This is a genomic window from Williamsia sp. M5A3_1d, assembly GCF_053345315.1.
The window spans coordinates 796,167-809,368 of the sequence record NZ_JBKEZX010000001.1 but is presented as its reverse complement, the minus strand read 5'-3'; the positions used below and the strand labels follow the sequence as shown (position 1 = coordinate 809,368).

Annotated in this window: 11 protein-coding genes and 1 pseudogene; 8 read left to right on the top strand and 4 right to left on the bottom strand. The window is 70.6% G+C overall.

Annotated elements, in window-relative coordinates:
- Positions 1 to 51 precede the first annotated feature (51 nt).
- Genes ACLBW1_RS03825 through ACLBW1_RS03815 form a run of 3 tightly spaced genes read left to right on the top strand, consistent with a single transcriptional unit; the run spans position 52 to position 4,009 of the window.
- A complete protein-coding gene (locus ACLBW1_RS03825; protein WP_447810179.1) occupies positions 52 to 2,190 on the top strand; it encodes an MMPL family transporter in 2,139 nt (712 codons plus the stop codon).
- Between the two features lie 10 nt (positions 2,191 to 2,200).
- The gene (locus tag ACLBW1_RS03820; RefSeq protein ID WP_447810178.1) at positions 2,201 to 3,139 is read left to right on the top strand and encodes a glycosyltransferase family 2 protein; all 939 of its coding nucleotides are present in this window, start codon (positions 2,201 to 2,203) and stop codon (positions 3,137 to 3,139) included.
- A 39-nt stretch (positions 3,140 to 3,178) separates the two neighbouring features.
- Positions 3,179 to 4,009: an SDR family oxidoreductase gene (locus ACLBW1_RS03815; protein ID WP_447810176.1), complete on the top strand. Its 831-nt coding sequence runs from the start codon at positions 3,179 to 3,181 to the stop codon at positions 4,007 to 4,009.
- Positions 4,010 to 4,028: 19 nt separating this feature from the next.
- On the opposite strand, the gene ACLBW1_RS03810 is transcribed toward ACLBW1_RS03815, so the two are convergent.
- On the bottom strand, positions 4,029 to 4,661 hold the full coding sequence (locus tag ACLBW1_RS03810; RefSeq protein ID WP_447810175.1) for a TetR/AcrR family transcriptional regulator: 633 nt from the start codon (positions 4,659 to 4,661) through the stop codon (positions 4,029 to 4,031).
- A 51-nt stretch (positions 4,662 to 4,712) separates the two neighbouring features.
- On the bottom strand, positions 4,713 to 5,324 hold the full coding sequence (locus ACLBW1_RS03805; RefSeq protein WP_447810174.1) for a TetR/AcrR family transcriptional regulator: 612 nt from the start codon (positions 5,322 to 5,324) through the stop codon (positions 4,713 to 4,715).
- A gap of 127 nt (positions 5,325 to 5,451) precedes the next feature.
- Between ACLBW1_RS03805 and ACLBW1_RS03800 the strand changes: the two genes are divergently transcribed.
- Complete coding sequence (locus ACLBW1_RS03800) at positions 5,452 to 5,619, top strand: hypothetical protein (RefSeq protein WP_447810173.1); 168 nt, start codon at positions 5,452 to 5,454, stop codon at positions 5,617 to 5,619.
- A 56-nt stretch (positions 5,620 to 5,675) separates the two neighbouring features.
- Here ACLBW1_RS03800 and ACLBW1_RS03795 read toward each other — a convergent pair whose 3' ends face one another.
- Positions 5,676 to 6,671, bottom strand: coding sequence for a glycoside hydrolase family 3 N-terminal domain-containing protein (locus ACLBW1_RS03795; RefSeq protein WP_447810171.1), 996 nt, complete (start codon positions 6,669 to 6,671; stop codon positions 5,676 to 5,678).
- Here ACLBW1_RS03795 and ACLBW1_RS03790 point away from each other — a divergent pair.
- From ACLBW1_RS03790 to ACLBW1_RS03775, 4 genes are all read left to right on the top strand, one after another.
- Positions 6,655 to 6,924 (top strand): hypothetical protein, encoded by a 270-nt coding sequence (locus tag ACLBW1_RS03790; RefSeq protein WP_447810170.1) that lies wholly within the window; start codon positions 6,655 to 6,657, stop codon positions 6,922 to 6,924. The two genes, ACLBW1_RS03795 and ACLBW1_RS03790, sit on opposite strands and share 17 nt — an antisense overlap.
- Positions 6,925 to 7,004: 80 nt before the next feature.
- Positions 7,005 to 7,505: a universal stress protein gene (locus ACLBW1_RS03785; protein WP_447810169.1), complete on the top strand. Its 501-nt coding sequence runs from the start codon at positions 7,005 to 7,007 to the stop codon at positions 7,503 to 7,505.
- Positions 7,506 to 7,529: 24 nt separating this feature from the next.
- Complete coding sequence (locus ACLBW1_RS03780; protein WP_045821299.1) at positions 7,530 to 7,730, top strand: DUF2613 domain-containing protein; 201 nt, start codon at positions 7,530 to 7,532, stop codon at positions 7,728 to 7,730.
- Positions 7,731 to 7,746: 16 nt separating this feature from the next.
- Positions 7,747 to 12,018 carry an alpha-(1->3)-arabinofuranosyltransferase domain-containing protein gene (locus tag ACLBW1_RS03775; protein ID WP_447810168.1) on the top strand — a complete coding sequence of 1,424 codons (4,272 nt, stop codon included), beginning with the start codon at positions 7,747 to 7,749 and terminating at the stop codon, positions 12,016 to 12,018.
- A gap of 62 nt (positions 12,019 to 12,080) precedes the next feature.
- Here the strand turns inward: ACLBW1_RS03775 and ACLBW1_RS03770 are convergent.
- A pseudogene (locus tag ACLBW1_RS03770) lies at positions 12,081 to 13,085 on the bottom strand (acyltransferase family protein); the annotation flags it as partial.
- Positions 13,086 to 13,202 lie beyond the last annotated feature (117 nt).

Genomic DNA, 13,202 nt, shown 5'->3' with positions numbered 1-13,202 from the left:
ACCCAAAAGTCTCGCTTGCTGAATAGTCAAAAATCTGAGACTGTCTGATTCATGACCACATCATGGGACCGCTTCGCCTCCGTCGTGACCGGACGGCGTTCGTGGATCGTGGGACTCGTCATCCTGATCCTCGGACTGGCCGCGATGGGCCTCGGCGGAGAGAGCAGCTCGAGCGACGACTCCCCGAACTCGCTTCCCGACTCCGCTCAGTCGGCCCGCATCGACGACTATCTCGCGGCGTTCCCCGACGCGAAGGTCGCGAGCGCGATCCTCGTGGTCGACCGCGCCGACGGCACACCGTTGACCGACGCCGACCGCGCCGCCGTGGTCGCCGCCCGCGACCGCATGGTGCGCGTCGACCGATCCACCGACTCCGCCCCGAGCGGTCCCGCGTCGATCGTCTCCCCCGACGGCAAGGCCGCCATCACCTCGGTGCCGGTGTCGTCGGACATCAGCGGATTCACCCTGCGCGACACCGTCGACTCGCTGCGCACCGCCGCCGACGACGGTCTCCCCGAAGGCCTCGACGCGCACGTCACCGGCGGCCCCGCCTTCGCCGCCGACATCGCGAACTCCTTCTCCGGCGCGAACGTCACGCTGCTCGCGGTCACCGCCTTGGTGGTCGCCCTCCTGCTGATCGCGACCTACCGCTCACCGGTGCTCTGGCTGGTACCGCTGATCGTGATCGGCGTGGCCGATCGCCTCGCCGCCACCGTCGGCGGAGCACTCTCAGAGGCAACGGGTCTCGCGTTCGACGGCTCCACATCGGGCATCACGAGCGTGCTCGTGTTCGGCGCGGGGACCAACTACGCCCTGCTGATCATCTCGCGCTATCGGGAGGAACTACGTCGACACCGCGACCACCGCGAGGCCCTGCGCGCCGCGGTCCGCCGCGCCGGTCCGGCGGTGCTGGCCAGCAACGTCACCGTCGTCCTCGCGCTGCTGACCCTGCTGTTCGCAGCCCTGCCCAGCACCCGCAGCCTGGGTGCCAGCGCCGCCGCCGGGTTGCTGCTCGCCATGGCCTTCGCGCTTCTCGTACTGCCCCCGGCTCTGAGCCTCTTCGGACGAAAGCTGTTCTGGCCGTTCGTACCCCGGGTCGATGACGCACTGGTCGACGACAGCCTGCACAACAACAGCACGGCCGACCTGCACTCGACCGGCGCATGGCATCGGATCGCGTCGACGGTCGTCGCCCATCCGACGCGATCGTTGGTCACCGCCGTCGTGGTCCTCGCGGTGTGCGCTCTCGGTTTTCTCGGCACGTCCATCGGCTTGAGCCAGACCGAGCAGTTCCGGGTGACCGCCGACTCCGTCACCGGCTTCGACGTCCTCGACGAACACTTCCCGGCCGGGCAGTCCGACCCGACCACCGTGGTCGCCCGCACCTCCACGGCGCAGGCGATCGAGCAGGCGCTGCGCAGCACCACAGGAGTCGACGCGGTGACCCCGACCGGGACGTCGCCCGCCGACAACCCATCAGGCGGCTACAGCCGGTGGAGTGTCGTGCTGACCTCACCACCCGCATCGGACGGCGCGTTCGACACGATCGCGGCGCTGCGGTCGTCCACCGAACGCATCGACGGCGCCGATGCACTGGTCGGCGGCAGCGACGCCCGCGCCTACGACACCCGCAACGCCGCATCCGACGATCGACTGCTCGTCATCCCGCTGATCCTCGCTGTGGTGCTGCTGGTGCTCTTCGCGCTACTGCGAGCGGTGATCGCACCCATCCTGCTGGTTCTCGCGACCGTGCTGTCGACGGTCGCCGCGATCGGACTCGGCACGTTCGTCGGTGTCCACCTGTTCGGATTCCCCGCGCTCGACAACAACACCGTGCTGTTCGCGTTCCTGTTCCTGGTCGCCCTCGGTGTCGACTACACGATCTTCCTGGTCACCCGCGCTCGCGAGGAGAGCGCCCGACACCGCGTCCCGACGGCGATGATCCGCGCGGTGTCGGCCACGGGCGGCGTCATCACCAGTGCGGGCATCGTGCTCGCCGCGGTGTTCGCGGTACTCGGGGTCCTACCGCTGATCACGCTCACCCAACTCGGCATCATCGTGGGCCTGGGCATCCTGCTCGACACGTTCGTCGTGCGGACCGTGGTCGTCCCCGCCCTGTTCACCCTGGTGGGCGAACGGATCTGGTGGCCGTCCCACCCGAACCCGGTCGAGACACCCGACCCCCGCTAGCATCCCGGGGGTGCAGCCCCTGACGGTGATGATGCCGGCGCGCAACGCCGAGACCACCGTCGCCGCCGCCCTCCGATCGATCACCCGGGGACTACCGCGCGACGGCAAGGTCCTCGTCCTCGACGACGCCAGCGACGACTCCACCGCCGCAGTGATCCGGGATCTCGCCCGCCGCGACCGCCGCATCGGTCTCCTCGGATCCGGCGGCCCCCGGCTGGGCGTCGTCGCCGCGGCCACGGCACTCCTCGAGGCGGCCGACACACCGGTCGTCGCCCGCATGGACGCCGACGACATCAGCCTCCCGTGGCGATTCCGCACCCAACTCGCGCTGCTGGATCGCCGCGGGCTCGATCTCGCCTTCTCCCCTCTCGTGTTCTTCGGACCCGGCAGGCTTGCCGTCGAACCACAGCCGTTGCTGTCGGCGAGCCCCGAGTCGCTCGGCCTCGAATTGGTGCTCAACTGCGCGGTCGCCCACCCGTCGATGACCGGGTCTCGCGCCGCGATCCTCGACGCCGGTGGCTATCGGAGCGTCCCGGCCGAGGACTGGGATCTGTGGATGCGGTTGACGCTCAACGGTGCTCGCCTGGGCCGGACCTCCGTCCCGGGCCTCGCCTACCGACGCCACAGTGGTCAGCTCTCCGCCCAGACGGACTGGAAGGCGGCGCTCGCCACCGACACCACCGGCGCGACGGTCCATCGCGATCTGTGCCGCGCCGCGCTCGGTCGGGAGTATGACCGGGGCGACGACGCCTACACCGCCCTTGCCGGGACGGGTGCGTCACCGGAGCAGGTCGCCGCAACCGAGCGCCTCATCGACGACGTCGCCGCGCAGGCGTCACGGTTCCCGATCGCGCAGCGGTTGTCGCTGGCGGTCACCGCGCACGGCGTGCGGCTGTTGCTCCGCAAGCGCTATCCGGTGTCGCCGACGGGCGCCGGCCAGACCCGGTGATTCGACCCCGACGCGGCGCGACGTGTCTACTGTGGCCCCATGAGCGAAACTGACACACGTTCTACTTTCACCGACCGCTTCCGGCTCGACGGGCGCGTCGCGATCGTCACCGGCGCCGGACGCGGTCTCGGGGCGGCGATCGCCGTGGCGTTCGCCGAATGCGGCGCCGACGTGGTGATCGCGTCGCGGACCCGCGAGCAACTCGACGAGGTCGCCGAGACGGTGCGCTCACTCGGCCGTCGCGCCGTGGTGGTGGCCGCCGACCTCAGCGATCCCGAGGTGACCGCCGATCTCGCACGCACCGCGAAGGACGAGTTGGGACGCCTCGACATCGTGGTCAACAACGTGGGCGGCACCATGCCCGCGGGATTGCTCGACACCTCCGTCGCCGCACTCGAGGGCGCCTTCCGGTTCAACGTCTCGACCGCCCACGCACTCACCTGCGCAGCGGTCCCGCTGATGCTCGAGAACGACACCTCCGACCACAACAGTCACGGGTCGATCATCAACATCACCTCCGCGATGGGCCGTCTTCCCGGGCGGGCGTTCGCGGCCTACGGCACCGCCAAGGCCGCACTCGCGCACTACACCCGACTCGCCGCCGAAGACCTCTCGCCGCGGATCCGGGTCAACGCCATCGCACCGGGCGCGATCGCCACCTCGGCGCTGGAGATCGTCACCGGCGACGAGGGCATGCGGACCGGGTTGGAGAAGGCGACACCGCTGCGCCGTATCGGTGATCCGGCTGAGATCGCCGCGGCCGCGGTGTATCTGGCGTCATCGGCGGGGGCGTACACCACCGGCAAGATCCTCGAGGTCGACGGAGGCATCATCAAACCCAACATGGAGCTCCCGCTTCCCGACCTCTGAAACCGGGACCTCGGGCAGTTCAGGATTTGGCCACGCCGGAGGCGTGATCGCTCATCATCCGCGCGCCGCCGGCGAGACCGCGCCAGCCCATGCTGACCATGAGGTCGGCGGCGGTGTCGAGGTCGATGTCGCCCTCGGAGATCCGATCGGCGACGGCCTCGCCCGCGCCGACGAGTGCGACGGCCATCAGTTCGAAGTCGATGTCCGTGGCGCCGTCGACGGTGGTCCCCCGGCGGAGGAGGTCGGCGATCATCTCGATGAGCCGCGATCGGCTCGCATCGACCAACGCGGTGAACGCGGCCTGCCCGGTCGCGACGCGGTAGAGCACGCGCCACGACGCGCGGTTGGCGTCGACGAACCGCAGGAACTCGTAGATCACGGTGCGGGCCTGATCGCGTTGACGCAGACGCGGGTCGAACCCGGTCGTCATCGCCTCGATGAACCGTCCACCCTCACGGCTCAGGCACGCCGCGAAGAGCTCGTCCTTCGACCCGTAATACAGGTAGAGCATGGGTTTGCTGATGTGGGCGGCCGCGGCGATCGCGTCCATCGACGTCTCGCGGAAGCCCTTTTCGGCGAACACGGTGACCGCGGCGTCGAGCATCTGCTGCTCGCGCACGGCGCGGGGCAGCCGTTTGGTCCCACCTGCCATCGCACACCACCCTTCGCCGATCCCCGCCAGCTTAACTTACCAGGCAGTAAGTTAGGGGTTCTCGAGGCGCGGCACCCCGGCGGCGCGGAAACCCACGGCGTCGAGCGCGGAGGCGACGGTGACCGAGACGATCACGTCGTCGACCGGACCGAGCGACGGCATCACGGTGCGCAACAGGAGTGGGCCGGTGAGCAGATCGCAGATCAGATCGGAGTCGACGTCACCGGCGATGTCGCCGCGGGTGGTGGCCTGCTCGAGCGCCCGGCGCACAGCCGATCGGCGCGGACCCATGAAGTCGTCGAGCAGGCGGATGCGCAGGGTCTCGTTGCGCGAGCTCTCCTCGATGAGGCCCGGCATGGCCTTGACCACCAGCGGATCGGTGAAGAACGTGACCTGCTGCTTCTGCAGGACCTGCAGGTCGGTGGGGAGGTCGCCGGAATCCATCGCGGGATCGAAGACGATCCGGGAACTCATGGCCGCGGAGACGACCTGGGCGAGTGAGGCGTATCGGCGGTAGACGGCCGGCCTGGTGGTTCCCGCCGCGCGGGCCACCGCATCGATGGTCGTCGCGCCGTAGCCGTTCTCGACGACCATCTTGGCTGCCTCGTCGAGGATTGCATCGTCGATGGTCGAATCTCTTGGTCGTCCGGTGTTGACCATCATTCATTACAGACTGTAACGTAACGATGCATGAGGGCGAGGGTAGCAGCGCGGAGGGACGAATGTCCCGGGGGGCGCTGCTGTCTCGATCGGATCGGGGGGTCCGGTGGGTGATGCGTGGATGTGGCTGATGAGCGCCGTGATCATCACGGTCTCGCTGGTCATCTCGACTGTCACCCTCCTCGTCATTGCGCGACTTCGGGATCTGGGGGGAGATCCCGAAGTCGCGGATGGTCTCCGGGGCCTGGCTGATGCCAGACCTCATGTGACCGCCGAGCTGCGGGCACTGCGCGACTGACGAACGAATTCTACGTGGGGTACTTCGTTCGTCGAACGCGTAGTGCCCGCCGACGGTCAGCAGTATGCCGTCGCGCGGAGGACACGAGCCGCCGATCTGTCGATTCGATCCTCGGCGAGTCGCCCGGACCGCACCGCGGTCGTGAGTGCGGCCAACACCTCGGGCACGTCGTCCGTGCTCAGCCACAGGGCTATGTCGGCGCCCGCACCCAGTGCACGCACCACCGCTTCGGCGATCGGGTACTTCGCGCTGATCGCGGCCATCCCGCTCAGATCATCGGTGAAGATCGGCCCGTCGAACGGACGTCCGCCGTAACCCGCGCCCGAGCGCAGCAACCGCATCGCGGCGGGCGAGATGCTCGCCGGCAGTTCGTCACCGGTCAGCCCGGGCACGATCAGATGGCCCACCATCACCCCGGTCGAGGGCACCTGCGAGGTCGACCGGCCCGGTAGCAGGGTGCGGTACGGCACGAGGTCGTCGGTGCGCAGCTCCGACAGCGGCGGCGTCCGCACGGTCCCGGTGTGCGAGTCGCCCGAACCGTGTCCGTGGCCCGGGAAGTGCTTGAACACCGGCATGATGCCGGCGTCACGCAGACCGTCGGCGAATGCGGCGGCGTACCGCGTCACGGTGGCGGGATCGTCGGAGAACGAGCGGTCGCCGATCACCTCGTCGTCGGACTCGTCGCTCACGTCGGCATCGGGAGCGAAATCGACCGTGATGCCCAGCCTGCGCAGTCCCTCGCCGGTCGTCCTCGCGATGGCCCGCACCTGGGCGGGCGTCTTCGTCTGCGCCAGCTCCCGCGCCGAGGGGCTGTCGATGCCCAGGCTCGTCAACCGCGACACCCGGCCGCCCTCCTGGTCGACGGTCACCATCAGCGGACGCGGAGACGCCTTCTTCACCGCCGCGAGACCGTCGTTCGCGAGGATCGACTTGTCGGTGAAGCTGCCGATGAAGATGCCGCCCACATGGAAACGCGACACGACGGCGCGCGCGTCGGCCTGATCGCTGACCCCGACCACCAACATCGCGGCGAGCTTGTCGCGCAATGACATCGACGCCACCGCCGATGCGCAGGCCGCCGACGTCGACGACACTCTCGACGGTCCCGGCGATACCGATGCCGATGTCGATGCGGCTGTCGATCGCGGCGCCGAGGAGATCGTGGGGGCCGGGGTGCCGGACGCGGTGTCGTCCGGGGCGTCGGTCGCGCAGGCGGCCAGGGTCGCGACCAGCAGGCACGTACCGAGCACGCGCGGTGTCGTCCGGTGGCGGAGGACCGATCGGGTAGGCATCCGACGAGTCTGACATGCGCCGATCCGGGGGCCGAGACGAGCGAATCGGACTAAAATCTTCGAACAAGCGGGGGTCAGACGAAGGGACATCCGATGACCGCGACCGATGACCTGATCATGATCGCCTACGACGGCAGCGACAACGCCGATCGCGCGATCGACTGGGCGGGCCGGATCTGGTCGGGCCGCGACGCGGTCGTCGTCACCGCCTGGGAGACCGCCATGCACCAGACGGCGCGGATGTCGAGCATGTCGGGGATGCAACCGATGTTCGGCACCGCCGTCGACAGCGAGACCGACCAGCTCCTGCGGATCGAGGCCGGCGCCCTGAACGACCGCGGCGTCGAACGCGCGGCCGGCTGCGGGCTCCGGTCGCGCGGGCACCTCGTGGAGGTGACGGGAACGGTGTGGGGCGCGCTGGTCGACGCCGCCGACGACATCGAGGCCGATGTCCTGGTGACCGGTACCCGCGGCGCGACCGGCCTGCGCGCCCTCATGCGCAGCAGCGTGGCCGAGCAGGTGCTCAAACACTGCAGCCGGCCTGTTCTCGTGGTTCCCGCGCGATGCACCGGGCCGGGCACCCCGGCGACGTGAGCGGCGAATGGTAGCTTGACCCGCATGACCGACAACCGTCTCATCGCCGGAGCCGTGGCCGGCATCATGGGCGTGATCGTCGCCATCGCGGTGGTCTTCCTCGGCGGCTACCTCGCCTCTGACGACACCCCGTCGACGTCGGTGAACAGCTTCAACGCCGACAACGGTTTCGTGAAGGGCTCGGTCGACTACGGAACCCGCGACAACGCCGGCGTCTCCAACTGACCTGAGGCCACCGAAAGTGGCCGATCGGCTCTCGCGGCGAGGAATCGCGCTCGTCGCCCTCCTGGCGTCGATCGCCTCGTTCGCCCAGTCGCCCGGTGAGGTGTCGGCCGACACCAAACTCGATCTGACCGCCGACCCGCTCGGCTTCCTCTCCCGCGCCACCCACCTGTGGTCGTCGGTGGCGCCGATGGGCCAGGTACAGAACCAGGCCTACGGCTACTTCTTCCCGCACGGGGCGTTCTTCGTCCTCGGCGACGTGATCGGGCTGCCCGGATGGGTGACGCAGCGGCTGTGGTGGGCGTTGTTGCTGACGGTGGGCTTCGTCGGCATCGTGCGGCTGGCCGAGGTGATGGGCGTGGGCAGCCGCGGATCACGCCTGTTCGCCGCGACGGCCTTCGTCGTGAGCCCGCGCGTGCTCACCACCATCGGGTCGATCTCGTCGGAGACGCTGCCGATGATGCTGGCGCCGTGGGTGCTGATCCCGGTGGTGATCGCACTCGACCGCACCGATCACCGATGGTCGTTGCGGCAGCTCGCGTTCCGCTCGGCGTGCGCGGTCGCCCTGATGGGCGCGGTCAACGCCGTGGCCACGGCAGCAGCATGTTCGGCGGCACTGCTGTGGTGGGCGCTACGTGTCCCGACCGAGCGCCGCGGCGCCGCCCGATGGGCGCGTTTCACCGGGTGGTGGGCCCTGGGCGTCGCCATGGCCTGCGCGTGGTGGGTGGTGCCGTTGCTGATCCTGTCGCGGGTCAGTCCGCCCTTCCTCGACTTCATCGAGTCGTCGCGGGTCACCACCCGCTGGACGTCGCTGACCGAGGTGCTGCGCGGTACCAGTTCATGGACGCCGTTCGTGTCACCCGACCGGGTGGCCGGGTCGCTGCTGGTCTCGTCGCCGGTCGCCGTGCTCGCCACCGGCCTGGTCGCGGCCGCGGGACTCGCCGGGTTGGCGATGCGGTCGATGCCGGCGCGCGGCCGATGGGTGACCCTCGCGGTCGTGGGCCTGGTCATCATGGGGTGCGGGTGGTCGGCGAGCCTGGGTTCACCTGTCGCCGAACAGGTCCGCGCGTTCCTCGACGGGGCGGGCGCGCCGCTGCGCAACATCCACAAGTTCGACCCGCTGATCCGCATCCCGATCGTGCTGGGCATCGCCCACCTGCTGGGACGGGTTCCGATGCCCGGCGCGGTGCGGTGGCGCACCGCGGCGACGGCTTTCGCCCATCCCGAACGGTCCCGGCCGGTGGCGGCGACCATGGTGTTGACCGTCGTGCTGTTCGGCGCCGGGTCCCTGGTGATCACCGGCCAGTTGGCGCCGTCGGGCACGGTGCGCTCGACTCCCGACCACTGGCCGCAGACCGCGGCGTGGCTGCGGGAGCACTCCGGCGACCCGGCGCACCCCACCCGTGCACTGGTGGTGCCCGGGGCCCCGTTCGCGGTGCAGACGTGGGGTCTCACCCGCGACGAACCGCTGCAGCCACTCGCCACGACACCGTGGGCGGTGCGCGACGCGATTCCCCTGGTGCCGCCCGGCGCCATCCGCGCGATGGACTCCGTGCAACGCCTGATCGCCTCGGGCCGCGGGTCACCCGGGCTCGCGGCGACGTTGGCGCAGCAGGGGATCGGATATGTGGTGCTGCGCGCAGACCTCGCGCCCATCCGGTCGCGGTCGGCCCGACCGATCGTGGCGCGCGCGGCGCTCACCGCATCGCCAGGCTTGACGAAGGTCGCCGAATTCGGGCCGCTCATCGGACCCGGGCGGGTGAAAGGCGTCGTCGGTGACGACGGGTTGATCCCCCCCATGCGTGCCATCGAGATCTTCTCCGTCACCTCGACCGTCGGATTCGACGGCACCGCACCGGGACTCGTCGATCTCGCCGCGATGCCGCGCGTGGTCGGTGGTCCGGAATCCCTCGCGCGTCTGCAGGAACACGCCGCCCGCACCGGCGCCCCCGCCGTGGGCCCGACCCTCCTCGACGCCGACGCGCGACGCGCCGGGGTGGACGACACCGGTGCACGCGGCGCCGTCGTCACCGACACCCCCGCCGACCGTGAGGTCGACTTCGGTCGCGTCGACGACCACAGTTCGGCCATCCGCGCGCCCGGCGACCCCCGGAGGACCCAGAACACCGCACCCGACTACCCCGTCGCCGGGGCCGAACTCGTCCGCGGGCAGTGGCTCCTCGACGGCCGGCCCGACGCGGTGTCGGTCACGGCGTCCGGATCTGCATCCGACGCAACACAACTCGGCCAGACCTCGCCGGCGAACTCCCCTGCCGCCGCCTTCGACGACGACCCCAACACCTCGTGGGTGAGCCGCGGTCTCGACTCGGCCGTCGGGCAGTGGCTGCAGGTCGACTTCACGCGCCCCCGGTCGAACCTGTCGGTGACGGTGACCCCCGGGCAGTCGCTGGGTCCCGCCGTGACCGGACTGTTGATCACCACCGACAGCGGCACCTCGGTAGCGCAGGGGATCTCGCCCGGACAGCCCGTGACCGTCGTCGCCCCGAGCGGCCCCACACGGTCGCTGCAGGTGCGCGCGATCAGCACCGAGAACGGGACCGCGGGAAGCCAGTTCGCGATCGCCGAACTCGCGCTCACCGACACCAGCAGCGGATCGCCGGTGGTCATCACCCATCGCACCGTGCTGCCCGCGCTGACCGCAGGACGTGCTGTCACGCAGTGGGACCTCGGGCAGGACCTGCCCGGACGCACCGCCTGCGCACCCGGCCGCGACATCACCCGGTGTTCGTCGGCCCTGGCACTGCCACCCGAGGAGCCGGGACTGTTCACGCGCGCGCTCTCGGTGCCCACCGACACCCGGGTGACGCCGCGGATCTGGTTGCGCGGCAGGCCCGGCACGCCACTGAACACCTTCCTCACACCCACCGACGCGGCCACCGCGACCGGCCAGTCGCTCGTGCCCGACCAGCGCGCATCGGCCGCCGCGGTGGTCGACGGGGATCCCGGGACCACCTGGATCGCGCCCGACGCCTCCACCCGCGCCGGGTCGCCCCCGGCGTCGGTGCGCATCACCCTGCCCGCACCGCGGCTGATCGATTCGGTCACCATCACCCGACCCCGAGGCCTCTACCCCGCGGCGCCACGCCGGGTCGCGATCGACCTCGGGACCGGTCGACAGGTGCGGACGGTGCCCGCCGACGGACGGATCCGCCTGTCACCCGCCCGCACCTCGGCGATCACCGTGACGGTGCTCGACGCCACCGACCTCGTCGACGTCAACAGCCTCGGCTTCGCCGCGACCGCACCGGTCGGTATCGCCGAGATCGCGCTGGGCGGACCCGGCGCGGCACCGATCCCGGTCGCGTCACCGGACCGACTGGTGCGCATCGGCTGCGACGCGGGTCTGACCATGTCGCTGGGCACGCAGACCGTGCCGCTGTCGGTGACGACCACCGCACGCCAGCTCGTCGCGGGCACACCCGTCGCGGCGACGATGTGCGGATCCGACCAGCCCCTGGATCTGCGCGCCGGTGAGCGAGTGCTGTCGGTGAACCCGTCGGGGGCGTTCACCGTCGACTCGGTGACCCTCACCGCCACCGCGGCCAGGCCGACATCACCGCCCGACCGTCTCGAACCGCTCGCGACCGGATCGTGGTCGGCCGATCACCGGACCGTGACGGTCGGTGCGTCGCAACAGACCCGGGTGCTGGTGGTCCCCGAATCGGAGAACTCCGGCTGGCGTGCGAGCCTCGCCGGGCGCAGGCTCGACCCGATCGTGGTCAACGGCTGGCAGCAGGGCTGGATCGTGCCGGCGGGGCTCACCGGCACCGTCACCCTCGACTACCCGCTCGACACGCCCTACCGGCTCGCACTGCTCCTCGGACTCATCGCGGTCGGCCTGCTGTTCGCCCTGACCGCGATCGGGTCGCGACCCAGCGACCGGCGACCCGATGCACCGGCGCTCGGCCGTCCTCCGCGCGCGCCGGTTGCCGCCTGCGTCGCCGTCGTCGCGGCAGTCGCGGTGCTCTCGGGCTGGGGCGGGCTGCTGATCGGCGGGGCCGTCGCCGCGGGCATCCTCGCGTTGCGCCGACGACGACCTCGCGCCGTCCCGGTCGTGATCGCCTCGGCCTTCGCCCTGGCGTGCGCCGGTCTGTCGCTCGGTCCGTGGGGTTCGGGCGATCCCTACACGGGGTTCGACTGGTGGGTCACCGTTCCCGCGCTGGCCGCGGTGGTCGCCCTCGCGACCGTCGTCGCGGTCCCCGAGGCATGGGCACGCGCCCTCTCCCAGGCGCGCAGGCGTCGTCGTGCGGGTTCCTCGACGAGTCCGTAGCTGGCCGCGGCGACTCCGATCGAGACGACCACGGTCAGCGACCACACCCACCACAGTGAGTTGCCGTACGCCGCGAAGCCGAACAGGCCGAACACCGCGGCCAGTATCGCGAGATGCCAGATGAAGATGCCGTACGACCAGCGGCCGAGGGTCTGCATCACCGTCGACTCGAGCAGTCGATGGCGGTGGTCGCCCAGCACGATCGGCGCCAACAGCCCGAACGCGACGGCCGCCCCGAGCACCGTCTTGGTCGCGAACTCGCCGCTCGACACCGCGGCGAGACCGGTCGGACCGGCGATCGGGGTACACGCCAGCGCGTACGCGACCACGGCGAGGGCGCCCATGATGCGGCGGTCGGCCGCGATCCGACGCGGCCACGACGCCGCTGTCGCATCCCCGGTCCCCGGGTCGCTCACACTCTCCGCGAGAACCATGCCCGCGACGAACCAGGCCAGGTGTCCCGGCAACCAGTTGTCGACCGCGACGCCGGGTGCGAGCGGCAGCGTCGCCGCGATCCACGGCCAGGCCAGACACGCCACGGCTGCGGCGACGAGCACCGGCGACCGCCATCTCGCACGCCCACCACGCAATCGCGCGACACACATCGCGATCACCGGGAGCAGAAGATAGAAGCTGACCTCCACGGCGAGCGTCCACATCTGGGTGAGCCCCGAGGTGAGCGAGTAGGGGACGTAGATCTGGGCGACGAACAGGTTGGCCAGCCACGTGGTGGCGTCGGCACCACGGGCCGCCGGGAGCAGCGACAACACCACCACGACGACCACGAGGTACGCCGGCCAGATGCGAACCACACGGTGCCGGAGATAACGGATCGCCGAGGGCGCCGCACGGTGGCCGCGGGCCGCGGCGGCGTGCGGGCGCCACAGCAGGAAGCCCGAGAGGGCGAAGAAGACGGCCACGGCGAGGTCGAGACGTCCCAGCACCGGCCCCACCACGAAGGAGTCCAACGACCTGGTCTGGAACGCCACATGGGTGGTGAGGACACCGAGTGCGGCCAGCGCCCGCACACCGTCGAGCGCAGGGACGTGTCCGGTGGTGGCGCGCATGGGCTCGAAAGTACCGGGCTCCCCGCGCCCGGCCTTCGATCCCGGGGGGACGTGGGACCGACTGTTAGTCTCGCTCGCAGGGTGGGACCCACCACCGGCCGGACACATAGTTCTCCG

Coding starts and splice junctions, on each gene's coding strand:
- ACLBW1_RS03825 (WP_447810179.1), top strand. CDS start 52: ATGACCACATCATGGGACCGCTTCGCCTCCGTCGTGACCGGACGGCGT.
- ACLBW1_RS03815 (WP_447810176.1), top strand. CDS start 3,179: ATGAGCGAAACTGACACACGTTCTACTTTCACCGACCGCTTCCGGCTC.
- ACLBW1_RS03800 (WP_447810173.1), top strand. CDS start 5,452: ATGAGCGCCGTGATCATCACGGTCTCGCTGGTCATCTCGACTGTCACC.
- ACLBW1_RS03785 (WP_447810169.1), top strand. CDS start 7,005: ATGACCGCGACCGATGACCTGATCATGATCGCCTACGACGGCAGCGAC.
- ACLBW1_RS03805 (WP_447810174.1), bottom strand. CDS start 5,324: ATGATGGTCAACACCGGACGACCAAGAGATTCGACCATCGACGATGCA.
- ACLBW1_RS03795 (WP_447810171.1), bottom strand. CDS start 6,671: ATGTCATTGCGCGACAAGCTCGCCGCGATGTTGGTGGTCGGGGTCAGC.
- ACLBW1_RS03810 (WP_447810175.1), bottom strand. CDS start 4,661: ATGGCAGGTGGGACCAAACGGCTGCCCCGCGCCGTGCGCGAGCAGCAG.
- ACLBW1_RS03780 (WP_045821299.1), top strand. CDS start 7,530: ATGACCGACAACCGTCTCATCGCCGGAGCCGTGGCCGGCATCATGGGC.